This window comes from Streptomyces sp. NBC_01471, from assembly GCF_041438865.1.
Taxonomy (GTDB): domain Bacteria; phylum Actinomycetota; class Actinomycetes; order Streptomycetales; family Streptomycetaceae; genus Streptomyces.
In genome coordinates, this window is the sequence record NZ_CP109450.1 from 3,157,623 (window position 1) to 3,181,567 (window position 23,945).

A 23,945-nucleotide genomic window follows, 5' to 3' on the forward strand; every position below is an offset into this window, starting at 1 on the left:
GCCGCGGGCGGAGGCTGCCTCCACCCTGCGGCGTACGAACGCTCTGATCCTCTGACGCACCAGCACCGACTCAGTGACTCGATCGATCGGACTCGGAAATGGACAATGAACAAGGAACGCGAAAGGGCACCTGCCTCAGCAGGTGCCGCTCGCGCTGGCTCCCTTGATGCAGTTGCCGACCTTGTTGGCGCCGTCACTCAGCGCGGAGTTGATGATCGCGGCGACCACGCCGACGATCGCCACGACGACCGCCGAGATGATGACCCACTCCACGGCGGAGGCGCCGCGGTCGGTGTCCTCGGAGCGGGCGCGCTCGACGCGTGCCTGCAGGAACGTAATCAGGAAGTCGACAGTCGGGTGACTGAAGCGGCGTCCGAACATGGGATGAAATCCTCTCAAGAGAAGGGGGAAGCGGGATCAGACCTGGAAGACGCGCATCGCGGCCGGATAGATGAGGAAGACCAGGAACCCGGCGCAGAGGAGGAGCTGTGCGACAAGCATCGACTGCGACTTCTCACCCGCCGCCCCCTCGATCTCGGCCATTTCGCGGTGCCGCATCGTCTCGGCCCTGGAGGCCAGCGACTCACGTACCTTCGCCCCGTCGTCGGCGACGAGCGCCAGCGACGACGACAAGTCCTTCAGTTCCTCGATGCCCAGATCCTCGCCGAGCCTGCCGAGCGCGAGCCACTGGCTGGTGCCGGTGATCCGGGCGTCCGCGAGCGCGTTGCGGATCCGGCGCAGCGCCCAGCCGTCGCTCACCTCGGCGGCGGCCATCAGCGCCTCGGGCAGACCGCGCCCGCCGGCCAGGTTCATCGAGACGAGGTCCAGGTACGCGCCGATGACGCGGCGCAGGTCCTTGCGCTTGTCCGCCGCGTCCCGTCGGATTTCCAGATCCGGCAGGAAGAAGAACAGCAGTCCGCAGACCAGCGCGAGCCAGACCGGAATGATCGGTGCCCGGGCGAAGCCGATCACCCAGGCGATGGCGAAGAGCATCGGGCCGAAGATCAGGCCGACCACGCCGAGCAGCACCTTGGTCGCCAGGAACCCTTCCCAGCCGCGGTCGAGGACCGCCAGGTCGGAGCGGAGCGAGCGCTGCTCCCAGCCCTGCTGGAAGTAGAGGTCCGCGATCCGCACCCCCACCCGGGCCCGCAGCGAACCGAGCCGGCCGTCGTGGGATTCGTGGTCGCCCGGCCGCTCGTACCCGGACCCGGCCGCACGCAGCGCGTCGATGCGCTGCACCTGCGAGACCGCGGAGCGCTTCGTACGCGACAGGGCCCGTACGAGGACGAAGACGCCGAGGCCCAGTACGGCCCCGATCAGTACCGGTGCGGTGAGAATGTCGATCATCGCGGCGCCCCCTGGCCATGGTTGAACGGCGAGGCCTGCGGAGCCTGCTGCTGACCGCCCTGCTGCGCTGCACCGGGGTGCTGACCGGTGGTGTGCTGACCACCGGGCTGCTGGCCAGCTGCGTGCTGACCGACGGGAGACTGCTGACCGGCGGGCGGCTGATGGCCGACGGGAGACTGCGGCCCGCCCTGCCGCTGGGACGCGTCGGGCCGTACGAACCTGACCTCGGGTTCGGCACGGACCAGGAAGCGTTCCGGCGTCTCGATCACCGACAGCTTCCGCAGCCACCAGAAGCCGAGCGCGAACAGACCGCACACCCCGGCCAGGACCAGCTGGCCCATCGGCGAACCGTACGGCGAGACGAAGTCCCGGTTGAACACGGCGAGTCCGAGCACGAACGCCACCGAGACCACGACCACGATCTGCACACTGCGCCGGGTCGACGAGCGCTGGGCCATCACCCGGTGGCGCATGTCGATCTCCTCGCGCGCCGACTTGGAGAGCGCGCCGAGCACCTGGCGCAGGCCGGGGCCGCGCAGCTTGGCGTTGAGGATGAGCGCGGCCACGATGATGTCGGCCGACGCGTCGTTGATCTCGTCGGCGAGGTACTGGAGGGCCTCGGGCAGCGGCATCCGGGCGCGGAGCCGGTCGACCAGCGCGTCGAGGTGCGGGCGCAGGGCGGGGGCCGCGGCGCGTGCGGAGGCCGGGATGGCCTGTTCGAGACCGACCGCGCCCGCGATGGTGTCACGGAGCGACTCGGTCCAGCCCGCGAGCGCCTCCACCCGGCGCATGGCGATCTTCTCCTGGGCGGCGCCGCCGAAGAGGCGGTCCCAGAAGAAGACGAGCAGCCCGGCGGCCACACCGGCCACGGTCCAGCGGGTCAGGAGCAGCACGAGGAGCCCGACGCCGACGGCGATGGAGCCGCGCCGTCCGACGAACTGGAGCAGTTCGCGGGCGCGTTGGCCGCGCTCGGCCTTCACATGGCCCGGCTTGGGCTCGAAACCGCGGATCGCGAGGATCAGCAGGGCGAGACCGCCGCCCGCCGCGATCCCGCACCCCAGTGCGTACAGCAGCTGCGGATCGAAGAACCCGCCCAACGAGGAGATGCCATTCATACGGTCTCCTTCACCCCCAGGCCCCTGAGGGGCGGTAGCCGTGTACGGCGAGGTCGTCGAGGCACGCCACCGGGGCGTGCGGCAGCACCCGCCCGTCGGGTGTCTCGGCGAAGACCTCACTGGAGAGGACGCGGCCGTCGACGCCGTTGACCTCACGGACCGAGGTGACGGCACGCTGCAGGCGGCCGCCGCTCTCGAAGTTGTTGCGGCGCTGCACGAAGACGACGAAGTTGACGGCTCCGGCGATGAGCATCTGGCTGGCCTCGATGGGCAGCCGCTCGTTGGCCTGGAGCGCGTAGGTGGAAATACGGTTGAAGACTTCGCTGGAGCTGTTGGCGTGGATCGTGGAGAGCGAGCCGTCGTTGCCCTGCGACATCGCGTTGAGCATGGTCACGATCTCGTCGCCGAGCACCTCACCGACGATGACGCGCGAGGGGTTCATACGGAGCGACCGGCGCACCAGCTCACCCATCGAGATCTGTCCGAGCCCCTCGGAGTTGGGCAGCCGCTCTTCGAACGCCACGACGTTGGGGTGGAGTTCGGGGAACTGGTCGAGTCCCAGTTCCAGGGCGCGTTCCACCGTGACGAGCCGCTCGACGGGCGGGATCTCGTTGGCGAGGGCCCGCAGGAGCGTGGTCTTCCCGGCGTTGGTGGCGCCCGCGATCATGATGTTCTTACGGGCGCGGACGGCGCAGGCGAGGAAGTGGGCCAGTTCGGGGGTGAGCGTGCCGTTGCCGACGAGGTCCGCCATGAAGACCTTGCCCATCCGGGCGCGGCGGATGGAGAGGGCGGGCCTGCGGGCGACCTCCATCACGGCGGAGAGTCGTGAGCCGTCGGGGAGCCGCAGGTCGAGCTGGGGGTTGGCGGAGTCGAACGGACGCGAGGAGAGTCCCGAGTACGCGCCGAGGACCTGGATGAGTTCGACGAGTTCCTCGTCGGTCTCGGCCACCGGGTCGACGCGGGCCTCGCGCCCGTCGGCGTATCCGACGAAGACGTGGTCGCAGCCGTTGATGTCGATGTTCTCGACCTCGGGGTCGTCAAGCAGCGGCTGGAGGCGCCCGACTCCGAAGAGCGCCGCGTGCACGGCCGCCGCGTACTGCTCCTCGGTCTCCGCGTCGAAGGGGGTACGCCCGGCGTTGATCTCCGCGCGCGCGTACTCCTCAAGTATCTGGGCGATGACGGCGCGCGCGTACTGCCGCTCGTCCTCCCCGGACATCGGCGGTGTGTTGCTGACCTGATCGATGCGGCGCTGCTCCGCGATCCGGTCGCCGGCCTCCTGCCGGTACCGCTTGACCAGGCTGTGGTCGACGACGTCGCTCATCGACCGGCCCCGGCACCCGGCTGCGACCAGGCCGCGCCGAACTGCTGGTGGACGTCGGCGGCGACCTTGCGGGCGCTGCGGATCAGCAACGACTTGTCGAGCCGGCCGCGGCCGCGCCCGGAGAGCAGCGCCGCGCCGGAGGTGTCGTGGGCGAGGGTGCCGATGACCCGGGCGCCGGTCTGCGCGCCGACGAGCATGTCGTTGACCTGGTGGGCGACCTTGCCGGACGCGCTCGACTCGACGACCAGCAGGACGCCGATGAGCGGGCTGGCCAGCTGGGACATTCCGCGCTGCCCGCCGTGGAGCTGGGCGGCGAGGGCGGCGGCCCGGTCCCGTACGCGGGCGATGTGCTCCGGTTCCGTACGGGCGACGAGCAGGACGAGGCCGGCGTACGGCAGCAGGTCGATCACGGGCGAACCCCCGGCGATCCGGCCGCAGTCGGCTATCACGTCGGCGGGCGCGTGCGGCGAGTCGCCGAGCGTGGAGAAGGCGTGGCCGAGGGTGGGCCAGACACCGGAGAGCCCGGCCGCCTGCTCGGCGGAGCCGATCCCGACGAGCAGCTCCAGGCCGCCGGCCATGGGCTGTGCGTGGTCCCAGAGCTGATCGGCGGCGAGCCCGCGGCGGGCGGCGGCGGCGATGGAGAGCAGACCGGTGTTCGGGTTGAGCGGGCCGCCGTTGGAGGCGGTGGTGCGGTAGACGAGGTCCCCGCCGGCCGGGTCGGCTTCGGCGAGCAGCGCCCGCCGGGGCCAGACGGCGGCGAGAGCGAGGGCGGCCGTGGTGACTCCGGGCGAACCCTTGTCTGCGGCGAGGGCGATGAGCGCCATGTCTTCTGCGTTCCTCTACGTTCCTCTGAGTTCCACTGGGGGCGTCGGTCAGCCGTTGTGGGAGGGGACCGTGACCACGGCGGCTTCCCCCGCGGATGCGGCCTGCGAGAGGGCTGCGGCGTCGGCGTTGTCGACCAGGACGGTGACGGCGAGGTTGCCGCTGCTGATGGTGGAGTCGTTGGGCTTGGCGGCGTGGCTGATGGTGGCCCGCTCCACGATGACGCCGCCGCCGGAGGTACCGGAACTGTTGGACGAGCCGGACTGGCTGCCGCTGCTGCTGGAGCTGCTGGAGCTGCTGGAGCCGTTGCGGTCGCCCACCCGGTAGATGGTGACCGTGTCGCCGGCCTTGATCCCGGTGGGGTACTGGCCGTCCTTGAGGGAGAGCCCGACGACGGCCTTGCCCGCGGGGGTGCCCTTGTCCCCGGTGAACATCTGGCCCACCAGGAGGGACCCGGCGTAGAGGGCGCTCTTGGCCGTCAGAGTCTTCTCGACGAGGCTGAGCTGGTCCGCCTTGATGTAGTCGATCGAGTCGTCGTCGGCGACCATGACCGTGGTGACGTCGCTGTTCTTGATGGCCTCACCGGCCTCGACGTTCTCCGTCAGCTTGACGACCTCGACCCGGTTCCCGGCCCGGAGCACCAGCACGGTGGCGCCCAGCGCGCCGACGAGAATCAGCAGGACGGCGAGCGCGGCAAGGGCGGGCTTGCGTTCCCTGGCGACCGTGGGAAGCCGTTCACCGGCCGACTGGGCGGGTGAGGGAACCCTGTGGTTGCCTGCACCCGTGCGCTCCTGGACCTTCACGCCGCTTCTCCCCGAATGTTTCTCTGCGACCGTTGCGTCTGGATCTCTACGACTTGAGCGAGTCGACTTCGCCGCCATTTATCCGGTTCCGATCCCCAGGCCACCGGAGGCTGTCAAGTCATCGCACCGTAGCAGCAGCACATAAGCGCCTCAAGACGAGATAAGGATCGCGAACTTCACGCGCACCGTCAGGATCAGTCCAAACCGGTCAGAAACGGCGGGCCTTGAGGGCGTGCCAAAGCTTCACGAGATTTCCCCGTGGCCGCTGCACGGCTGGGACTGGGCCGTTGCATCCGCCAAGGCTTGCGAGGGCGCGACGCATCGGGCCGCTCCAGCCCGCACAGTGATCGCGGGCGACGGGTGCGACAGCAAATGGGGACGGTTCCGAATGTGTGCATCGCCGTCACATTCGGAGCCGCGCGGGCCGCGAAGTGAAGGCCGACGGCCGGGTCGGGATCACCGGGGACGGGCCGACAGCGGCGACGCCCCGCCGTCGCGTTCACCAGGAGGTCTTGGGGCCACGGCAGACCCCACAACCCCACAGCCCTACGGCTCCTCCGCAGACCCCGATGGGGCGATTGACCCCGGAACACCACAACTGTCCCGGCGGCCTGACGAATTCGCTCTGGTGAAACCAAGGACGGCCCGGCTAGCGTCCACTACCGCACGCCACCCACCCATCCCACCGGGAGTCGCCCGTGAACCGCCGCACTCTGCCCGCTGCCGCCGCCCTAGTGACGGCGGCGGCCCTTCTGCTGACCGCGTGCGGCGGAGGTGACGACAACAAGTCCAAGAAGCCGGACAAGATCGCGGGAGCCGACGAGGGGGCGTCCAAGTCGGCTTCGCCGAGCGCGACCCCTTCGGCCACCACGGGGGCCGGTCGACCGAAGTTCGAGTTCCCAGCCGATATTTCCTACGTCTTCGACTGGCCCAAGACCGGCGACTCCGACAAAGATGCAGTTCTGGCGGACGCCGAACAGTTCATCAAGGCGGAGGATTACGCCATCGTCAAGCAAGATCCAACACAGGCGGGTTACCGCTTCTACACGGAAGGGGAACTGGCCGCCTCGACTCAGGAATACATCACTGCATACGTCAAGGCAAAAGCCAGAATTACGGGCAAATACCGCTACTACAACGCGGCCGTCACGCTCAGCGGAAAGAGCACGGCGACACTCTCCTACTGCCAGGACCAGGGGAAGGCATTCGACCTATACCTGAAGACCAACAAGGTCAACAAAACCCCGGCCACGAAGAATAGTTACGTCCTTTACAACGCCGCCCTTCGCAAGGATGGCCGCGGAATTTGGATCACTACCAAGCAGTTCTCCGAGAGGGGCAGTTCCAAGTGCCAGCCGTGAATCGCAGACGCGCAGCGCTGATTACGGCCTGCGTCGCTGGAACGTTGGCGTTGACGGCAGGCACAGCATCAGCCGACAACGAGGTCGGCGGCGGCCAGCGTCAACCGCCCAGCAGCTCCACCAACGCCAACGCCGACGGCCAGGACCTCGGCGTGAGCGCCGCAGTGACGATCAATACCGACAACAACGCCAAGGGGCCATCTGCCGGGCCCTTGGCGCCTGTCAGCGACTGGAAGCCACCAGCCTGTTGGTACGCGCCCACGTACTCGCCTGCCGAGTTCAAGAAGATCGAGGAACACAACTGGTCGCTTGAATCCACTGGATATCAGTGGGACGCGGAACAACGGAGCAAGTACGCGGAGGGGAAACCCTACAAAGACTTCAACAAGGCCAAAGCCGGCAAGGGCTTCTGGTGGACCTCGGACGTCAACCGCAGCTTCCCTCCAGGATGGGACTCCTGCAACAAGGACACCTTCTGGGTGGACACGGGCAAGACACCCCCCGTACCGGCCGATCAGGCCGCAGCGACGCCCTTGGACCTCGCCCACATCGCCTACGGGTTCGTGCACGTCCCGGACACCAAGGTCACCCTCGCGCCGAGCGGCCCGACGAAGGTCAATCTCCCGACCTGGGCATGGCTCGACAAGGCCGACTTCAAACCCGTTTCCGTCACCGCGACTCTGGCTAATTACCACATATCGTCGACCGTGACCGCCACACCCCAGTCCCTCAAACTCGAACCTGGTACCGCCGACGCCGAGCTCTCCCCCTCATCCGGTGTGTGTCCTTTCGTGAACGGCGCCATCGGCACCCCATACGAAACGGGCGACGCCGACAAGACCCCACCCTGCGGGGTCACTTACCTTCGCGCTTCAGGCAGCAACGGTCCATTCAGCCTGAAAGCCACCATCACCTGGAAAATCACGTGGACGGGTACGGGCGTTCCCGGCGGCAAGCTTCCCGACGGCAGCTTCGGCACCACTCAGGACGTAACAGTCGACGAGATCCAGGCCATCAACCGATGACCACCACAACCAGCCTCTGCGGCCGCGAATCCAGCCCCCTCACCCGTGGCATATCATCGTCGGCTACGCCCAAGGCATCACCGTCCGAAAGATTCCAGGCCATCAACCGATGACGCGAACCGGGATACGGCATGACTGACCTACGACTCGACGGCACGATCTTCGACGACCTGCGGAAGACGTTTTCGACCGTGTCGGACCGGATGTCCGATGTGCGAAAGACCTTGCGCGGAACGGACGGTTCCGTCGTCGGCGCGCACCAGCTGGTGGACGACGTGCACGACTTCGCCGACGAGTGGGGCTACGGCGTCAAGCAGCTCGGCAAGCACACGCACAACGCGGTCAAGATGATCGACAAAATCGGTAAGTCTTTCGACAAACTGGACCTGGATCTCGCAGAGTCCATGAAGCCTCAGAAGCCGAAGGGCAAATGACGTGACCAAGCGCCCCGCCTTCCCCCACATAGGCTGGGACCCCACGCCCGGTGACGTGGAGCAGACCAGGGATCTCGCCAAGCAACTCGGCAAGCTGGCAAGCGAACTCGGCACGTCATTGAACGAGCTTCAACGCATCGAGTGCGGCGCCTGGAAAGGCAAGACGGCAGTCGCCTTCACCCAGCACATATCCACCGACGTCACACCGCTGATCAAGAAGAGCCACGATTCCTTCGACAAGGCATCCCGGGCACTGCACCGGTGGGCCGGCGAACTCCAGGACTTCCAGGACGAAGCAGACCGCCTGGAGAAGCTCGCCGGGAAAGCACTCGACGCCCAAGCCAAAGTCGAGGGGAAAACTGACCCCGGCGGAAAAGCAGGCCAGTCCGTCAACGACGCCGAAAACAAAGTCGACGATCTTGAAAGTCGCTACAACAAGGCTGCCGGGGCCATCAGCAAGGAACTCGACAAGGCCGGCGACATCGCACCCGACGAGCCCGGCTTCTGGGACAAGCTCGTCCACGGCGTCGAGGACGCGTGGAACGCCACCGGAAAGTGGATCAAGGATCACGCCGACCTGATCAAGGAGATCGGGGACATACTCAGCGACCTGACCGCAGTGTTGGGCGTACTGGCCATCATCACGCTGCCGTTCGAGCCGCTCGGCGCCATCTTCGGCGCCGCCGCAGTGCTCACCAGCGGACTCGCCCTGCTGTCCCACTCCATAGCCAAGGCCGCCGGTGCCGACGTGAGTTGGATGACCCTCGGTACGGACGCGATTGGGCTTCTGCCCGGCATTGGTGCCTTTGGGAAGGGGGCCAAGGTCGCCAGCGAAGGTGCAGCAGTCACGCGCATTGGGGAATTCGGCAAAGGTTTCACGGCTAGCCGCATCCCAAAGGCATTCAATGTGCTGGCGACCGGCGACATGGCTGGTTCCGTGAAAGGCGGGATCGGACTACTTGGCAGGAAAATCGTCCTGGGGGGAACTGGAGAAAACCTCGGTCTACTCACGCGCGAGAGCGGACCAATGAGCCGCTTGGCCGGGCTCGCTGAGGCCGGCTATCACCAGGGCCAGTGGTTGGGCACCAAGGGAATCGCCCTCACCGGGAAAACGATCGATCCCCTGAGCAACCTGGGCAGGAGCATAGACGTAGCAGGCAAGGTCATTCCCAAGACCGTCAGTATCGTCATGCACCACGGTGAGCCCACGAATCCCGGTGACCGCCTCCACCAAGCAGCACCCTCGCATTAAGGGCCCCGGACATGACGACATGGCAACCAGAACCGGGCGAGACACTCATCGCCCGCACCGCGGTCAGTTTCGCGACCGGCCTGGCCACCGAGGTGTCCGGAATGCGCTGGTTCCGGGACACCGAACGCAATGACATCCAGCACGAACTCCCCGGCTGGCCCGAAGGCCCCACCTTCACCCGACGCACCAAAGCCGCCAGCCGCAGCCGCAAGGCCGGAAAGTTCGGCGGAGGCCTGCTCCTCGTCCTGACCCTCGGTGTCATCGAGTCCCTGGCCGGATCCGGAAGCACCGGAACCGCATCGAAAAAGGGATCCCCGCAAGAGCCGGAGAACGAAGTCGAGGACTTCCCCGTCATCTGGGGAGAACCCGGCACCCTCGCCCGCACCCTGCCCTGGCAACTCGACCCGAGCCGCCGCCCCCGCACCGACCGCACCCACGCCGTCGTCACCGACCACCGCCTGCTCATCATCGGCCTCCTCGACGACGAACAAGATCCGCACGACGAAGTCCTCTGGGAAACCGACCGCGCCCACATCGCCACCGTCGAGCGCATGAAATTCTGCGAATACGAAACCGACGTCAAAGTCGTATTCACCGACGGCTCATGGTGCCGTCTCGCCGGATGGAACGCCAACTGCGCACACGACTTCAGCCGAGCAGCCACCAACCCACTGAAGCTGATCCCGCTCCATGAACTCACCCCAGGACAAAAGGAAACCCTCGCCTCCTTCGTCAAGAGCAAGGAATCCCACGGAGACCCCTGGGTCACCCGACGCCCCAGCGGAAACTACCTCATCGAACTCATGCACACGGATCAGATCTATCCCGAATTCGGGATCAACAGGCACTTCAAGTTCATGGGGTCCAACGGCGAAGACGTGACATACCAACCCGGCGACCTCTGATCGAAACGGCTCCCATGACCACCTCCACCACGACGCTGCCGCCCATCCCGTCCAATGGCGACATCCCGCCGGTCTCGTTCACCGTCCCCGAAGGCTTCTTCACCCTGCCGCTGGCCGCGACCTCCCAAGAGCGCACCGCCCTCGCCGACACCTTCGTGCGAGAGCTCTACTCACGCGGCGACGAGAAGATCTGGGAACCCGCAGCCCCTTACTATGCTGCAATCGCGGAATATATGGCGGAGAACGGCCTCTCCTACTCAGCCATGGGGCTCTTCTCCACGGAAGAGGACGGTGTCGCCCAGTGCGCGTTCACTGTGGCCGCTGTGGAAACTGACCAGGCCGACCCGGACATAGCCGCCCAGGGCATCCTGGCGATCCTCAACAAGGACCCGTTCAACGACGCCCGCTGGCTCGACCTGCCCTGCGGGCCCGCGGTCACGTGCGTCACTCTGCGCGAGATAGTCCTGAGCCCCGAAGTCACGGCTTCGGGTGAAGAGACCACGCTCATGACCGGCCAAATACAGGTCCACGTCCCTTTTCGGACCGGCCCTTACACCGCAGTCTTCACCCTGGACACCGCGTCCATCGAATACTGGGGTGAATTCTGCGATATGACCATGGCCATCCTGCAGACGGTCTCCTTTGCTCCACCGGACGGCCCCGCGCAATGGGAAGCCGCAGCAGAGTCGTCCGACCCCAGGCCCTAGTTGCGGTCTCCTCCAGGAGCCGCACACCTTGTGCCCGGATCTCGCCGAAGGCATAGCGGAGGAAGCAGTACCTCATGACCGCATGGATACCGGAGCCTGGCGAAATTGTCCTCTCCCAGGACGTCGTCGGATTTGCCACTGGGGCAGCTCCGAAAGTCTCGGGTATGCGCTGGTTCCGAGACTTCGAACGCAACGATATTCAGGACCAACTGCCAGGGTGGCCTGAGGGCCGGACCTACACACCCAGGACAGAGCGTCAGCGCAGAAGCCGCTCTGCCGGACGGTTCGGCCTGCACGCCCTGTACGCACTCGTTGTGGGCGGCCTGGAAACCCTGGCCGGTTCGGGCAGCATCGCGAAGGGGCCAACGTCCCTCGACGCAGCACCGGAGGACCCGGAGAACGAAGTCGAAGACTTCCCTGTCATGTGGGCCGACACCGGGACCCTCGCCCGCACGCTGCCGTGGCAACTCGACCGGACACGCCGCCCAGTCGCCTACCGGACATTCGCGGTTGTCACCGACCAGCGCCTCGTTGTCCTTGGCTCCCCCAAGGGCGATCAGCATCGAACCGAATACCTGTGGGCATGCGATCGCGCCGACATCGCAGATGCCAAGAACATGCCGTTCAGCAATGATCGTCCCGATGTCGTAATCCGCTTCACGGACCGCTCATGGTGCCGGATCCAAGTAGCTTCTTCCGGTATCGACAGGTATCTAGTGACCCCACACGAGCTGATCTCTCACCATGCTCTCAACTCCGCACAGCGCCAGACCGTTGACGCCTTCATGACCAAGCATGAGTTCGACCTGCCCCCCGTGATCAGCCGGCGACCGAGCGGCAACTTCCTCATCGAAGGCCACGCAGGGAACGAACCCCGCCCGCGCCGCGCCCTCACTGCCGCCTTTCAGTTCATGGGCCCCCATGGAGAAACCGTCGAAGCACAGCCCGGTGACTGCTGATCTCGACAGCGCCATACGCCACCTCCCCACACTGAGAGCAACTCACGATGGCCCCCTGGAAACCCGACGCGCGAGAGACCGTCCTCGCACGTGACTCGATCGCCTTCGCTACGGGCGCGGCCGAGGCCGTATCCGGTATGCGGTGGTTCCGGGACATGCAGGGAAACGACATTCAGCAGCAGCTGGCCGGGTGGCCTGCCGGCCCTTCGTTCGCGGCCCGCCCACCGGCGCAGCAGCGCCCCGTTCGCAAGGTCGGGCTGTTCGGGCTGCGCGCGCTGTATGTCGTGATCGCAGGTGCGCTTGAAGGGCTCGGTGGAACAGGAAGCTTCTTTCCCGGAGCGGGCGATGGCCCCGGGCGTTCGCAGGACCCTGCGAACGAGATCGAAGACTTCCCGGTCATTCAGGGCAACTCCGGCAGCATCGCCCAAGGGCTTCCCTGGCAGCTCGACCCCGCACGGTGCTCCGAGGGATACCGCGCACATGCCGTCGTCACGGATCAGCGAGTGGTCATCGTCGGCTTTCAGGACGACGATCCCTCACAGGATGAAGTCCTCTGGGACATCGAGCGCTCAGCCATCAAGAGTGTGGAGCGCATGCGGTACAGCAGGGTAGGCGAAGAGGCGAAAATCTGCTTCGTCGATGGATCATCGTGCAGACTCGCGCCCCCGAGCCGCCGCATGCAATGGACCGTCCTGCGGCACCTGGCGCATCCAACCGAACTGGTACCGATCGACATCCTGACACCACGTCAACGTGGCTACGTTCAGTCATACGTTGATTCCGTCACTGACCGGGACTCCGCGCTAAGTCCCGTGGTCACGCGCCGCCCCAGTGGGAAATTCCTGATCGAGGTCACCACCACGGAACCGGTCAAGCCAGATGTCGGAATCTTCAAGGCCTATTCACTCGTGAGCAAAGCAGGCAGGCGCGGAGGCTTCAACCCTGGCGACGTCTGATCTCCAAACCGGAAGCAGTCATTGGTCATTCTTGAGTAACACCGTCGCATTAAGGGCTCCGCACATGACGACATGGCAACCAGAACCGGGCGAGACACTCATCACCCGTGACGCCCTCAGTTTCGCGACCGGCCTGGCCACCGAGGTGTCCGGAATGCGCTGGTTCCGGGACACCGAACGCAATGACATCCAGCACGAACTCCCCGGCTGGCCCGAAGGCCCCACCTTCACCCGACGCACCAAAGCCGCCAGCCGCAGCCGCAAGGCCGGAAAGTTCGGCGGAGGCCTGCTCCTCGTCCTGACCCTCGGTGTCATCGAGTCCCTGGCCGGATCCGGAAGCACCGGAACCGCATCGAAAAAGGGATCCCCGCAAGAGCCGGAGAACGAAGTCGAGGACTTCCCCGTCATCTGGGGAGAACCCGGCACCCTCGCCCGCACCCTGCCCTGGCAACTCGACCCGAGCCGCCGCCCCCGCACCGACCGCACCCACGCCGTCGTCACCGACCACCGCCTGCTCATCATCGGCCTCCTCGACGACGAACAAGATCCGCACGACGAAGTCCTCTGGGAAACCGACCGCGCCCACATCGCCACCGTCGAGCGCATGAAATTCTGCGAATACGAAACCGACGTCAAAGTCGTATTCACCGACGGCTCATGGTGCCGTCTCGCCGGATGGAACGCCAACTGCGCACACGACTTCAGTCGAGCAGCCACCAACCCACTGAAGCTGATCCCGCTCCATGAACTCACCCCAGGACAAAAGGAAACCCTCGCCTCCTTCATCAAGGACAAGGAATCCCACGGAGACCCCTGGGTCGTCCGACGCCCCAGCGGAAACTACCTCATCGAACTCCTGCGCACGGATCAGATCGATCCCTCATTCGGGATCAGCACATACTTCCAGTTCATGGGGCCGAACGGCGAAGACGTGACATACCAACCCGGCGACCTCTGATCGAAACGGCTCCCATGACCACCTTCGGATAAGCCTCTGAAGAGTTGATGCCGCCCATGGATTGGTACCCCGCGCCGAACGAAGACCTGCGGATCCGTACACCGTCCGGATTCGCGACTGGCATGGCGCCGGCTGTCTCCGGCTGCCGCTAGTTCCGCAACACCGAGCGCACCGATGTCCAGGGCGAATTGCCCCAGTGGCCGGCCGGTCCCGACTTCGCCCCACGGTCGACAGCGGACCGCGCCGCACGCCGCACCGGTCGCGCCTTCGTCGTCGGTATCCCGCTCATCGCCAACTCGTCGCCGGCTTCGGCGGGGCGCTCGGTTCGCCCTTCGGAGACGTGCCTGTCCGCGGCAATCCGGAAGAGCCCGAGAACGAGGTCGAGGACTTCCCCGTCATGTGGGCCGCACCGGGGACCCTCGCACGCACCGTCCCCTGGCAACTCGACCCTTCGCGCCGCCCGGACAGTTACGCCACGGATGCCGTGCTCACCGACCGCCGCCTCGTCTTCCTCGGGACCCAGCAGGGAACGCTGAGCAAGGCCGACGAGCTCTGGGATGTGCCCAGGGAGGACATCGCGGAGGCCCGGCAGATGAAGTACAGCGAGATCGGTGGAGACGTTCGCATCACCTTCCGGGACGGGTCCTGGATCCGCCTGTTCACGGTTCGCCGGACAGCGCCGCGCGCCTGGCCAAGCTCGTCAACGGCTCGATCCACCCCCTCACCGAGGCCGATCTCACTGAGAGCCAGCGGTACCGCGTACGGGACTTCCGGCAGGGGCTCCCGAAGAACGCCGAACCACCCACCTTCACGCTGCTGAAGAGCGGGATCGTCCAGGTCGAGTGCCGCGTACCGGCGAAGGCCGGGCAGGGCTCTTCGAGACGCACTCGATCCTCATGAGTCCGTCGGGCGGTCCGGCGAAGCCCAAGCCGGGCGATCTGTAGACCGGCCTCCCTGCGGCCGGTCTCCCCACCCGTCGCTCTCTCCCCACCCGTCGCGCTCTCTCCCCGCCCAGCGAGTCCCCCCAGCGGGTTCCCCAGCGGTTCCCCTTACGGCCGCAGCACACAGCTCGCTACAGTTCGCCGCATGAGGGAACGGAACGCAGGCGCCCCGGCGGGCACCCCGCCGTACACCGCGCGTGGCGGCATCCCCCGCGCCGCTCCCCTGCGTACCGCGTTCGCGCTGCTGGCCCTGGTTCTCGCTCTCCTCGGTCCCGCGGGACCTGCCGCAGCCCAGGGCAGTGTGCCCGCGTCCCAGGCCGCGCGCCTCGCCGGTCTCCTCCGCAAGGACCCGGTCTACGTCACCGATCAGCTCCCCCGGGTCGTACCCCGCTCCACAGCCCCGGAATTCGTCAAGGCCGCCAGAGCGACCGGAGTCCCGACCTTCGTCCTCGTGCTGCCCGGCCAGCACAGCACGGAGGGGTCCCTGCTGGACGCGGTGCACGACCGGCTCGGGCGGAACGGCCTGTACGTACTCGTCGACGACATGGGAGTCGCCGCCGCCACCGCCTACGGGGTACGGGTCCCGGCCGACGCAGCGTCCACCGTGTCGCTCTACGAACTCCCCTACGACGCAGGGCCCTTGCGCCACTTCCAGCGGTTCACCGAAGTGATCGCCGAGGGGAACGCCAAGGCCGCACAGCGCGCCGAGAAGGCACGGAAGATGTACAGCGGTGAGGACGGCAGTGACCGCGAGCCGGCCCCGCTGTACATCGACCCGACCGACCGGGACAACCAGTCGTTCCTCACCGGCATTCTGCTGACCGGCGCGCCGCTGCTGATTCTGCTGCTCTCGCCGTACGTACGGCGTCAACTGCGCCGCCGCGGGAAGCCGGCCGCAGGGAAACCGACCACAGGTTTGCCGGCCGCAGGGAAGCCAGCCACAGGGAAGCCGGCCACAGTCGCCGGCGCGTTGCCGCACCAGGCCCGGTTCAGCGCCGGTTCCGCCCCCGGCCGCCCCCGGTGGGCCCCACGCCTGGTCGAGGTGGCCTGTGCGCTGCTGGCTGCCGGTGCTGTCGTCGTCGTCACGCTGCACACCTTCGACCAGACGGCATCGAGCGCGGCTCCGCCGCCCACCGCCGCCGACATGACATCGCGCATCGACCGGGTGGCGGACGGGCTGAAGCAGGACCCCCTGTACAGCGACCCGGAGAGCCCACAGCCACTGGACGCGGCCCGGCAGACCGAACTGCGCCACCGCATGGCCAAGTTCACGGCGAGTACCGGGGCCGTCTATCTCGCGCTCGTACCGCAGCTGTCCGACGACGAGTCCGGCGACCAGGCGGGTGTCTTCAGTGCCGCGGTCCACGAGAAAGTGGGCAAGGACGGCGTCTATGTCGTCGCGGATCCCCTCGACGGCGATATCAGCGTCGTGAACTACGGGCTCCCGCTCGACGACAGCCGTCTGGACTTCGGGCTGCCCGACGCCATCCGTTACGACCACGAGGAATCCGAACCGGCCGACTTCCGGCTGGGCGCCCGGCTCGACCAGCTGATGACATACCTCGGCAGGACACCCCGCACATCGCAGCCGAGTGAGTCGGGCGAGGCAGCCGGGTCAGCCGGGTCAGGCCGGAGCAGCGGACAGGCGTCGGACCCGGTCGAGGACAACACCCTCCACCCGCTCTTCTTCCACAGCGACTTCTGGCCGGGGGCCGTCATCGGCGTTCTGGCGGCCCTGGTGGCCTTCGGGATCGTCGTCGCACTGATCCGTACCGGCGGTGCCCTGATCTCGCTGCGCACCTCACGGCGGACGAAACACCACGCCACCGGCGCGGGCGCCGCAGCGTCCGGTTCCTTCGACGCCCCCTGCGACCCGTCCGATTCGTATCTGCGCAGGACCGCACGGGCTGAGATCGTCTCGCTCGGGGAAGAGTTCAGCGAGCCGCCGGAGAACCTCCCCGACGCCGCTCGCATCCGGGTGTGGGACTGCCTCGACGCTGCAACCCTCCTCATGGACCACGACGGCCCCGACGGCCGGTTCGACGACGAAACGCCGGCGCCGGAGCTGGCGGCCGCCATCGTCCTCGCCCGGTCGGGGCGGGCCACGTTGGCGTCCGGTGCAGTCGTCGACGCCTGCTGCGCCTTCAACCCGATGCACGGTCCAGCCATCCGTACGTACGAGGTACGGAGCGGCGAACGCGGGCGGATCGGGCGCCGCCGGATCCCGCTGTGCGAGCCATGCCGCCTGGTCGCGACAGGGAACGCGACAGGGAACGCGATGGGGAAGTCGATGGGGAAGACGAGAGAACAGACCGCGACCGGAGCGCTTCAGCTCACGCTCCCCGGCGCGCTCCACGGCCGGCGGGTGAGCTACCCGGAGGAGGTGGCGGGGCCGCTGCCGGTCGCGCGGCACGGGATCAGTCAACTCATCCACGCTGTAAGGGAGTACGCCGGTGTCCAGTAACCCCGGGAGTCTCAGCCGCAGCCCCGCCGCACTGCTGGGCGCTCCACTCGCCGCACGGCTGGGCACCCTGCTGGCCGCGCTGGCCCTGCTGCTGATTCCGGCGTCACCGGCCGCGGCACAGCCCAGCGCGGGCGACCGGATCGCCAAGGCCCTGGGCACGTCACCGGTGTACGTCGACCCCGGGTACGCCGACTCCGTACCGGCCGCACGGCGGAAGCAGCTCGTCGCGCAGATCGCGAAGACCGGGCTGCCGATCAAAGTGGTCCTGGTGCCGCTGGTCAAGGGCGACAGCTACAACGGGGACGCCGACGCGCTCCAGACGGTCGTGCGGGACCATCTCACCCGGCGCGACCTCATCCTGATCACCACATCCGACCTGGCCGGTTTCCTGAGCGGCCGCGAGTGGCCGGACGACAGGCATCAGACGCAGGACGCGGTCTCGGCGGTCGGCTTCCTCGACGAGATGCAGGACGCGGGTCTGGCCGATCAGGTGTCCAAGGCGATCGAGCTGGTCCAGCAGGGCAACGGCACCAAGGTGTACCGCGACGCCACCTCCGACCTCGGCGGACCCCCGCACGTCAGCAAGCCGGAGAGCGGCGCGAAGGGAGGGGGCTCACCCTGGCTGGTGATCACCTCTGCCGGGGTGGCGGCACTCGGCATCGCGGGATGCCTGCTGGTGTTCGTACGCCGTCGCCGCCGCGGGCAGGTCTCGCCCTTCGCCTTCCCGCAGGCAGTGTTCGCTGCCGCCGCCACCGCCGACGAAAGGGCGCTGCGCCGCCACGCGGATGCCGAGGTCATCGCACTCGGCGAGGCGGTGCAGGCCGCTCCGGACTCCCTTCCCGGCCTGCCGCGCGCCCTGGACGCGTACGGAGCGGCCGGCAAGGTCCTGGACGCGGCCCACGGTCTGCCGGACCTGGCCGGAGTCCTCGCCCTGGTCACCGATGGCCGCGACGCCCTGGCGGACGGCACTCCGGCGCCGCTCCCGCTCTGCTTCTTCAACCCGCTGCACGGCCGGGCCGCGCGCCGTATCGACTGGCGTCCGCTGGGCCGCCGCGACCGGCTGGACGTGGCCGCCTGCGACGCCTGCGCCCAGGCCGTACGCACCCGGCGGGCGCCGGAGGTGCTCACCGCCCCGGAATCGAAGGGCGGCCGGAGCGTGCCGTACTTCGAGATCCCCGCGGAGCGGAGCGTCTGGGCGGCCACGGGTTACGGATCGCTGGTGCGGTCGGACGAGGACGGGATGGCGGCGCGGGTGGGCCGCGGGGAGTTCTCGCAGGCTGCCGGACGGCCGTGAGCGCTCAGGTCCCCGGACGGCAGAAGTCCCCGGTGCGGTGGGCAAGCCCTTCGCGCCGGGGACACTGACCGCCAACGAGACGACCGCTGCTAGCCCCTGGTGCCCTTGGCCAGCTCCTCGTCCAGGTCCCCGTACGCCTTCGCGGCGTTCGTGAGGAACTTGGACATGCCCGTGAGGCCGTCGATCGTGTCCTTCGCACCCTTCGTGAACTCCTTGAAGGAGTCCTCGAACGCCTGCGAGCCCTTGCGGGTGGTGTAGCCGTCCTTCACCAGACCTTCGATGTACTTCTCAAGGTGGTCCAGCGTCTCGTCGAGCTTGGTCTTCGACTTGGTCAAGTGGCCGGCGGCCTTGTGCATCTCGTCATAAGTGATATCAGCATCTTTGGCCATGAGGCACACTCACTTTCTAACTCGCCGCAGGGCCAACCCCCGTGGCTCCTGACACGGATCATCGGATTGTCCGCTCAAGGGGGAAGCTTACGGGTGAGCCCCTGGGGAGCACACCCTCGTTGGGCCCACTTAATCCGTGAACCGCTGCACAGCCCGTTGCCGGCGGGAAGGTTCCAGCAGCTATCGTCACTGGCACTGTTGCCTGCGTTCCGGAGCAGCATCAGGTCCATGGGGAGGACAAACGTGCGCCTGACTCTGACCGTCGTCGATCCGCTCGGCGGAGCCAGCGCCGATGTGGTCCTCGATATCGATCCCGAGTCCTCGGTCGGGGACATTTCGCGCGAATTGGCCCACCATGTCGGTCACGGCGGTGGTGCGCAGATCATCCCCCTGGGCGGCCCGCGCGGGACCGCCGACGGTTCGCCTCTGGTCTACGTGGACGGGTACGCCCTGGATCCCACGGCCACCGTCGTCACCTCGCCCCTGCGGGAAGGGGCGGTCGTCAGCCTTCACGACCCTGCGGGATGCCTGCCCGGCGAACCCACCGGCCTCGTTGAGCTGCGCGTTGCCGGCGGCCCCGCGGCCGGAGCCGTGCACCGGCTCGGAGTCGGGCGCTACGAGATCGGCAACGGCCCGGCCGCGTACGTCCGCATCGACGACCCCGAGCTTCCCGCCCGCGCCGTCACCTTGTCGATTGCAACCGATGGCACCTGCCAAGTCACGGTCCACACCGACAAGGACGGCATACGCCTCGACGGTGCGGAACTGGAGGGCGACAACTGGCCGCTCGACAGCCAGCTGGCCGTCGGGAACTCGCTGCTGGAGATCAGGCGGTACTCGCCTCCCGACGCGGCGCTCAAGTGGTCCGAGGACGGCGCCGGCCTCGACTACAACCGGCCGCCGCGGCTGCGGCCCCCCGAGCGGGAGACCCGCTTCCGGCTCCCGACGCCGCCCCGCGACCGCGAAACGCGCCCGCTTCCCTGGCTGATGGCCATCTTCCCGCTGGTCTCCGCCGTCGTCATGGCGTTCCTTTTCGGCCGCTGGTACTACCTGGTCATGGCCGTGATGAGCCCGATCATGCTCGTCGGCAACTACTTGATGGACAAGAAGCAGGGACGGAAGTCCCACGCGAAGCAGGTCAAGGAGTACAAGGAGCACAAGGCAAGGATCGACGGCGAGGCGCAGGACGCGCTGGTGGCCGAGCGGCTCGACCGGCGCCGCTTCAACCCCGATCCGGCCCTGGTGCTCTCCCTCAGCACCGGCCCCCGCACCCGGCTCTGGGAGCGGCGGCGCACCGACCGCGACCACCTGCTGCTGCGCGTGGGCACCGGGCGGCTGCCGTCCGAGGTCGTCCTCGACGACCCCGAGCAGGACGACCACCGCCGCCAGGTCACCTGGGAGATCGAGGACGCCCCCGTGACCCTGCCGCTGGCCGAGCTCGGCGTGATCGGGTTCGCGGGTCCCGGGGATTCGGCGCGCGCGCTCGCCCGGTGGGCCGTGGCCCAGACCGCTGTCCTGCACAGCCCGGTGGACGTGCAGGTCTACGTACTGACCGAGGGCACGGCGCAGGAGAGCTGGGACTGGGTGCGCTGGCTGCCGCACGCGCGGCCCTCCGGGGCACACGACACCAACGTGCTCATCGGTACGGATGCCGAGACCGTCGGCGCCCGCATCGGCGAGCTCACCCAACTCCTCGACGCACGGCGCAAAGCGGCCAAGGAGTCGGGGAACAAGGGGGCGACGTCCTTCTCGGAACCCGACATCGTCGTCATCTGGGACGGGTCCCGGCGGCTGCGGTCGATGCCGGGTGTGGTCCGGCTGCTCCGCGAAGGCCCCGCAGTGGCGATGTACGCCCTGTGCCTCGATTCCGAGGACCGGTTCCTGCCGGGCGAGTGCCAGGCCATCGTGGTCGCCGAGCCGCGCCCCGAGGAGCACCGCACGGTGAAGGCACCGGTGGGCGCAGCCGCTCCCCGGACGCCGGGCGGGTTCCCCTCGTTCCAGGCCTGGCACGCCACCGAGGCCACGGGCGCCGAGACCGCGCAGGGTGCTCCGCAGCTGCGGCTGCGCGTCGAGCAGACGGACTCCGCGCGGGTCGCCGACGTACGGCCGGACTTCGTGTCTCCCGCCTGGAGCGCACGCCTTGCCCGCTCCCTGTCGCCCCTGCGGGACATCAGCGGTGAGGCCGAGGACTCGGCGCTGCCCGGCGCGAGCCGGCTGCTGGACGTGCTGCAGCTGGAGCCGCCGACGGGCGAAGCCGTCGCGGGACGCTGGCGTATGGGCGGCCAGTCGACCATGGCCGTCGTCGGTGAGTCGTACGACGGGCCCTTCGGCATCGACATCCGCCGTGACGGTCCGCACGGGCTGATCGCCGGCACCACTGGTTCCGGTAAGTCGGAGCTGCTCCAGACGATCGTCGCCGCGCTCGCGGTCGCCAACACGCCCGAGTCCATGACGTTCGTACTCGTCGACTACAAGGGCGGTTCGGCGTTCAAGGACTGTGTGAAGCTGCCGCACACGGTCGGCATGGTCACCGACCTCGACGCGCACCTGGTCGAACGGGCCCTGGAATCGCTGGGCGCCGAACTCAAGCGCCGCGAGCACATCCTCGCGGCGTCCGACGCCAAGGACATCGAGGACTACCAGGACCTGGTGCGCCGCGACCCCTCGCACGCACCGGTCCCCCGGCTGCTCATCGTCATCGACGAGTTCGCCTCCATGGTGCGTGACCTGCCGGACTTCGTGACCGGCCTGGTGAACATCGCCCAGCGTGGCCGTTCGCTCGGTATTCACCTCCTGCTGGCCACGCAGCGGCCGAGCGGTGTGGTCTCACCCGAGATCCGGGCCAACACCAACCTCCGTATCGCGCTGCGCGTCACGGATGCCGGCGAGTCCACCGACGTGATCGACTCCCCCGAGGCCGGGAACATCTCCAAGAACACGCCGGGGCGCGCCTACGTACGTCTCGGTGCGTCGTCCCTCGTGCCGTTCCAGTCGGGGCGGGTGGGAGGCCGGCGGCCCGGGGCCGCCGACCCTGCGGCGATAGCCCCGTGGGCGGGGCTGCTCGACTGGCAGGAGCTGGGACGCGCCGCGCTCAAGAAGCCCAAGTCCGAGGCGCGCGAGGAAGAGGAGATAACCGACCTCAAAGTCCTGGTGGACGCGGTACGGGAGGCCAACGAACGTCTCGGCATCCCGCCCCAGCACAGCCCGTGGCTGCCCGCGCTCTCCGAGACGCTGCTGCTCGACGAGGTCCCGGCGGCCCGGAGCACGGGGGCACTGCCGCCCGCTCCGTACGGTGTCGAGGACATCCCCAGCGACCAGGCGCGGCGCCCGGTCTCCATCGACTTCACCACCTTCGGCCACCTGCTGCTGGGCGGCGCGCCCCGCAGCGGCCGCTCGCAGGTGCTGCGCACCATCGCGGGCTCGCTCGCCCGCACCCACTCGGTCGCCGATGTCCATCTGTACGGGATCGACTGCGGCAACGGCGCCCTCAACGCGCTCACCCGGCTGCCCCACTGCGGCGCGGTCGTCGGCCGCGCGCAGACGGAGCGCGCCGTGCGGCTGGTCAACCGGCTGAAGGGCGAGATCACCCGGCGCCAGGAGCTGCTCGCGGAGAAGGGCTTCGCCGACATCGGCGAGCAGCGCTCGGTCGTGCCCGTGGAGGAGAGGCTGCCGCACATCGTGGTCCTCCTCGACCGCTGGGAGGGCTGGCTGCCCACCCTCGGCGAGGTCGATCACGGTGAGCTGACCGACCAGGTGGCACTGATCATGCGGGAAGGGTCGAGCCTCGGCGTGCACATGGTGATCGCGGGTGACCGCCAGCTGCTCATCGGGCGGATCGCCTCCCTGACCGAGGACAAGTACGGCCTGCGGCTGGCCGACCGGTCGGACTTCTCGATGCTCGGTATCAACGCCAGGAAGGTGCCGGACGAGATTCCCCCCGGCCGCGCCTTCAAGAACGAGTCGGCCACGGAGACACAGTTCGCGCTGCTCGCCGAGGACTCCACGGGTCAGGGGCAGGCGGCCGCGCTGAGCGCCATCGGCGAGCTGGCGACCGCCCGGGACGCGGCGGTACCCCGCGGTCTGCGTCCGTTCCGGGTCGACACCCTGCCGAGCCGTATCTCCTTCGCGGACGCGTGGGAGATGCGCGACCCGGCCGTATCGCAGTCCCCGCTCTGGGGTCTGGTGGGCGTGGGCGGCGACGATCTGATCGCCTTCGGCCCCGATCTGGCCCAGGGGGTACCGACCTTCGTCGTCGCGGGTCCCGCCAAGTCGGGCCGCAGTACGGTCCTGCTGAACCTGGCCCGCTCGTTCCTGGGCAAGGGCGTCCGCCTGGTGATCGCGGCACCGCGCCAGTCGCCGATACGTCAGCTGGAGGGCCAGGAAGGCGTCCTGAAGGTCTTCACGGACGACGACATCGACAGCGACGATCTCACCGAGGCCATCTCGACGGCCACCCTCGAAGCTCCGGTGGCGGTCCTGGTGGACGACGGTGAGTCCCTGGAGGACTGCGACGCCTCCTCCGTCTTCAAGCGGATCATCCAGCGAGGCGCCGAGCAGGGCCTGGCACTGGTCATCGCGGGGGACGAGGAGGAGGTCTGCAGCGGCTTCAGCGGCTGGCAGGTCGACGCGAAGAAGGGGCGCAGGGGCGTGCTGCTGTCGGCCCAGGACTCCTCAAGCGGCGAGCTGATCGGCATCCGTACGACGCGCAGCATGGTCGGCGGGCCGATCGCCCCCGGGAAGGGGCTCATGCACCTCGGGGACGGCGAGGTGTGGACGGTGGTCACCCCCATGTGACCGGACGCGAGCGGGACGGGGACGGGGCGGGAGTGCTGTGTCTCCCGCCCCGCTCCCGGCAGTTCGCTCCCGACGGCTTCGCCGCAGGACGCCCTCGC

The 23,945-nt window shown here is 68.0% G+C and carries 20 protein-coding genes; 13 read left to right on the plus strand and 7 right to left on the minus strand.

Annotated features, from left to right (window positions below; translation table 11 throughout):
- Positions 1-135 precede the first annotated feature (135 nt).
- Genes OG285_RS13700 through OG285_RS13725 form a run of 6 tightly spaced genes read right to left on the minus strand, consistent with a single transcriptional unit; the run spans position 136 to position 5,408 of the window.
- Positions 136-381: a hypothetical protein gene (locus tag OG285_RS13700; RefSeq protein WP_164259321.1), complete on the minus strand. Its 246-nt coding sequence runs from the start codon at positions 379-381 to the stop codon at positions 136-138.
- Between the two features lie 36 nt (positions 382-417).
- Entirely contained in the window at positions 418-1,347 is a 930-nt protein-coding gene (locus tag OG285_RS13705; RefSeq protein WP_356829047.1) for a type II secretion system F family protein, read from the minus strand.
- Positions 1,344-2,462: a type II secretion system F family protein gene (locus tag OG285_RS13710; RefSeq protein WP_371791086.1), complete on the minus strand. Its 1,119-nt coding sequence runs from the start codon at positions 2,460-2,462 to the stop codon at positions 1,344-1,346. Before OG285_RS13710 ends, OG285_RS13705 begins: the two co-directional genes overlap by 4 nt.
- 10 nt (positions 2,463-2,472) lie before the next feature.
- Positions 2,473-3,783 (minus strand): ATPase, T2SS/T4P/T4SS family, encoded by a 1,311-nt coding sequence (locus OG285_RS13715; RefSeq protein WP_356829051.1) that lies wholly within the window; start codon positions 3,781-3,783, stop codon positions 2,473-2,475.
- Complete coding sequence (locus OG285_RS13720) at positions 3,780-4,607, minus strand: hypothetical protein (RefSeq protein ID WP_371791087.1); 828 nt, start codon at positions 4,605-4,607, stop codon at positions 3,780-3,782. Before OG285_RS13720 ends, OG285_RS13715 begins: the two co-directional genes overlap by 4 nt.
- Positions 4,608-4,655: 48 nt before the next feature.
- Entirely contained in the window at positions 4,656-5,408 is a 753-nt protein-coding gene (locus OG285_RS13725) for a hypothetical protein (protein ID WP_371791088.1), read from the minus strand.
- A 698-nt stretch (positions 5,409-6,106) separates the two neighbouring features.
- Between OG285_RS13725 and OG285_RS13730 the strand changes: the two genes are divergently transcribed.
- The 12 genes from OG285_RS13730 to OG285_RS13785 all read left to right on the plus strand — a co-directional run bounded on the left by OG285_RS13730 (position 6,107) and on the right by OG285_RS13785 (position 18,664).
- Positions 6,107-6,769 (plus strand): hypothetical protein, encoded by a 663-nt coding sequence (locus tag OG285_RS13730; protein WP_371791089.1) that lies wholly within the window; start codon positions 6,107-6,109, stop codon positions 6,767-6,769.
- Positions 6,757-7,794: a hypothetical protein gene (locus OG285_RS13735; protein ID WP_371791090.1), complete on the plus strand. Its 1,038-nt coding sequence runs from the start codon at positions 6,757-6,759 to the stop codon at positions 7,792-7,794. Before OG285_RS13730 ends, OG285_RS13735 begins: the two co-directional genes overlap by 13 nt.
- Before the next feature lie 131 nt (positions 7,795-7,925).
- Positions 7,926-8,228 carry a hypothetical protein gene (locus tag OG285_RS13740; protein ID WP_356829061.1) on the plus strand — a complete coding sequence of 101 codons (303 nt, stop codon included), beginning with the start codon at positions 7,926-7,928 and terminating at the stop codon, positions 8,226-8,228.
- A 1-nt stretch (position 8,229) separates the two neighbouring features.
- Positions 8,230-9,480, plus strand: a complete 1,251-nt coding sequence (locus tag OG285_RS13745) for an enoyl-CoA hydratase/isomerase family protein (protein WP_371791091.1) — start codon at positions 8,230-8,232, stop codon at positions 9,478-9,480.
- Positions 9,481-9,491: 11 nt separating this feature from the next.
- Complete coding sequence (locus OG285_RS13750; protein WP_371791092.1) at positions 9,492-10,385, plus strand: hypothetical protein; 894 nt, start codon at positions 9,492-9,494, stop codon at positions 10,383-10,385.
- A 14-nt stretch (positions 10,386-10,399) separates the two neighbouring features.
- On the plus strand, positions 10,400-11,092 hold the full coding sequence (locus OG285_RS13755) for a hypothetical protein (protein ID WP_356837209.1): 693 nt from the start codon (positions 10,400-10,402) through the stop codon (positions 11,090-11,092).
- Between the two features lie 74 nt (positions 11,093-11,166).
- Complete coding sequence (locus OG285_RS13760; RefSeq protein ID WP_371791093.1) at positions 11,167-12,051, plus strand: hypothetical protein; 885 nt, start codon at positions 11,167-11,169, stop codon at positions 12,049-12,051.
- A 47-nt stretch (positions 12,052-12,098) separates the two neighbouring features.
- On the plus strand, positions 12,099-13,007 hold the full coding sequence (locus tag OG285_RS13765) for a hypothetical protein (protein ID WP_371791094.1): 909 nt from the start codon (positions 12,099-12,101) through the stop codon (positions 13,005-13,007).
- 31 nt (positions 13,008-13,038) lie between these two features.
- Complete coding sequence (locus OG285_RS13770) at positions 13,039-13,965, plus strand: hypothetical protein (RefSeq protein WP_371791095.1); 927 nt, start codon at positions 13,039-13,041, stop codon at positions 13,963-13,965.
- Positions 13,966-14,305: 340 nt separating this feature from the next.
- Positions 14,306-14,785 (plus strand): hypothetical protein, encoded by a 480-nt coding sequence (locus OG285_RS13775; protein WP_371791096.1) that lies wholly within the window; start codon positions 14,306-14,308, stop codon positions 14,783-14,785.
- A 266-nt stretch (positions 14,786-15,051) separates the two neighbouring features.
- Positions 15,052-17,370 carry a hypothetical protein gene (locus tag OG285_RS13780; protein WP_371791097.1) on the plus strand — a complete coding sequence of 773 codons (2,319 nt, stop codon included), beginning with the start codon at positions 15,052-15,054 and terminating at the stop codon, positions 17,368-17,370.
- Positions 17,360-18,664, plus strand: a complete 1,305-nt coding sequence (locus OG285_RS13785) for a hypothetical protein (RefSeq protein WP_356837111.1) — start codon at positions 17,360-17,362, stop codon at positions 18,662-18,664. The genes OG285_RS13780 and OG285_RS13785 overlap by 11 nt, the downstream gene beginning before the upstream one ends.
- Positions 18,665-18,753: 89 nt before the next feature.
- Here OG285_RS13785 and OG285_RS13790 read toward each other — a convergent pair whose 3' ends face one another.
- Positions 18,754-19,053 carry a WXG100 family type VII secretion target gene (locus tag OG285_RS13790; RefSeq protein WP_356837113.1) on the minus strand — a complete coding sequence of 100 codons (300 nt, stop codon included), beginning with the start codon at positions 19,051-19,053 and terminating at the stop codon, positions 18,754-18,756.
- Between the two features lie 243 nt (positions 19,054-19,296).
- On the opposite strand from OG285_RS13790, the gene OG285_RS13795 reads away from it, so the two are divergent.
- Positions 19,297-23,847 carry an FtsK/SpoIIIE domain-containing protein gene (locus OG285_RS13795; RefSeq protein WP_371791098.1) on the plus strand — a complete coding sequence of 1,517 codons (4,551 nt, stop codon included), beginning with the start codon at positions 19,297-19,299 and terminating at the stop codon, positions 23,845-23,847.
- Positions 23,848-23,945: the final 98 nt, after the last annotated feature.

Coding starts and splice junctions, on each gene's coding strand:
- OG285_RS13700 (WP_164259321.1), bottom strand. CDS start 381: ATGTTCGGACGCCGCTTCAGTCACCCGACTGTCGACTTCCTGATTACG.
- OG285_RS13705 (WP_356829047.1), bottom strand. CDS start 1,347: ATGATCGACATTCTCACCGCACCGGTACTGATCGGGGCCGTACTGGGC.
- OG285_RS13710 (WP_371791086.1), bottom strand. CDS start 2,462: ATGAATGGCATCTCCTCGTTGGGCGGGTTCTTCGATCCGCAGCTGCTG.
- OG285_RS13715 (WP_356829051.1), bottom strand. CDS start 3,783: ATGAGCGACGTCGTCGACCACAGCCTGGTCAAGCGGTACCGGCAGGAG.
- OG285_RS13720 (WP_371791087.1), bottom strand. CDS start 4,607: ATGGCGCTCATCGCCCTCGCCGCAGACAAGGGTTCGCCCGGAGTCACC.
- OG285_RS13740 (WP_356829061.1), top strand. CDS start 7,926: ATGACTGACCTACGACTCGACGGCACGATCTTCGACGACCTGCGGAAG.
- OG285_RS13750 (WP_371791092.1), top strand. CDS start 9,492: ATGACGACATGGCAACCAGAACCGGGCGAGACACTCATCGCCCGCACC.
- OG285_RS13755 (WP_356837209.1), top strand. CDS start 10,400: ATGACCACCTCCACCACGACGCTGCCGCCCATCCCGTCCAATGGCGAC.
- OG285_RS13760 (WP_371791093.1), top strand. CDS start 11,167: ATGACCGCATGGATACCGGAGCCTGGCGAAATTGTCCTCTCCCAGGAC.
- OG285_RS13765 (WP_371791094.1), top strand. CDS start 12,099: ATGGCCCCCTGGAAACCCGACGCGCGAGAGACCGTCCTCGCACGTGAC.
- OG285_RS13780 (WP_371791097.1), top strand. CDS start 15,052: ATGAGGGAACGGAACGCAGGCGCCCCGGCGGGCACCCCGCCGTACACC.
- OG285_RS13790 (WP_356837113.1), bottom strand. CDS start 19,053: ATGGCCAAAGATGCTGATATCACTTATGACGAGATGCACAAGGCCGCC.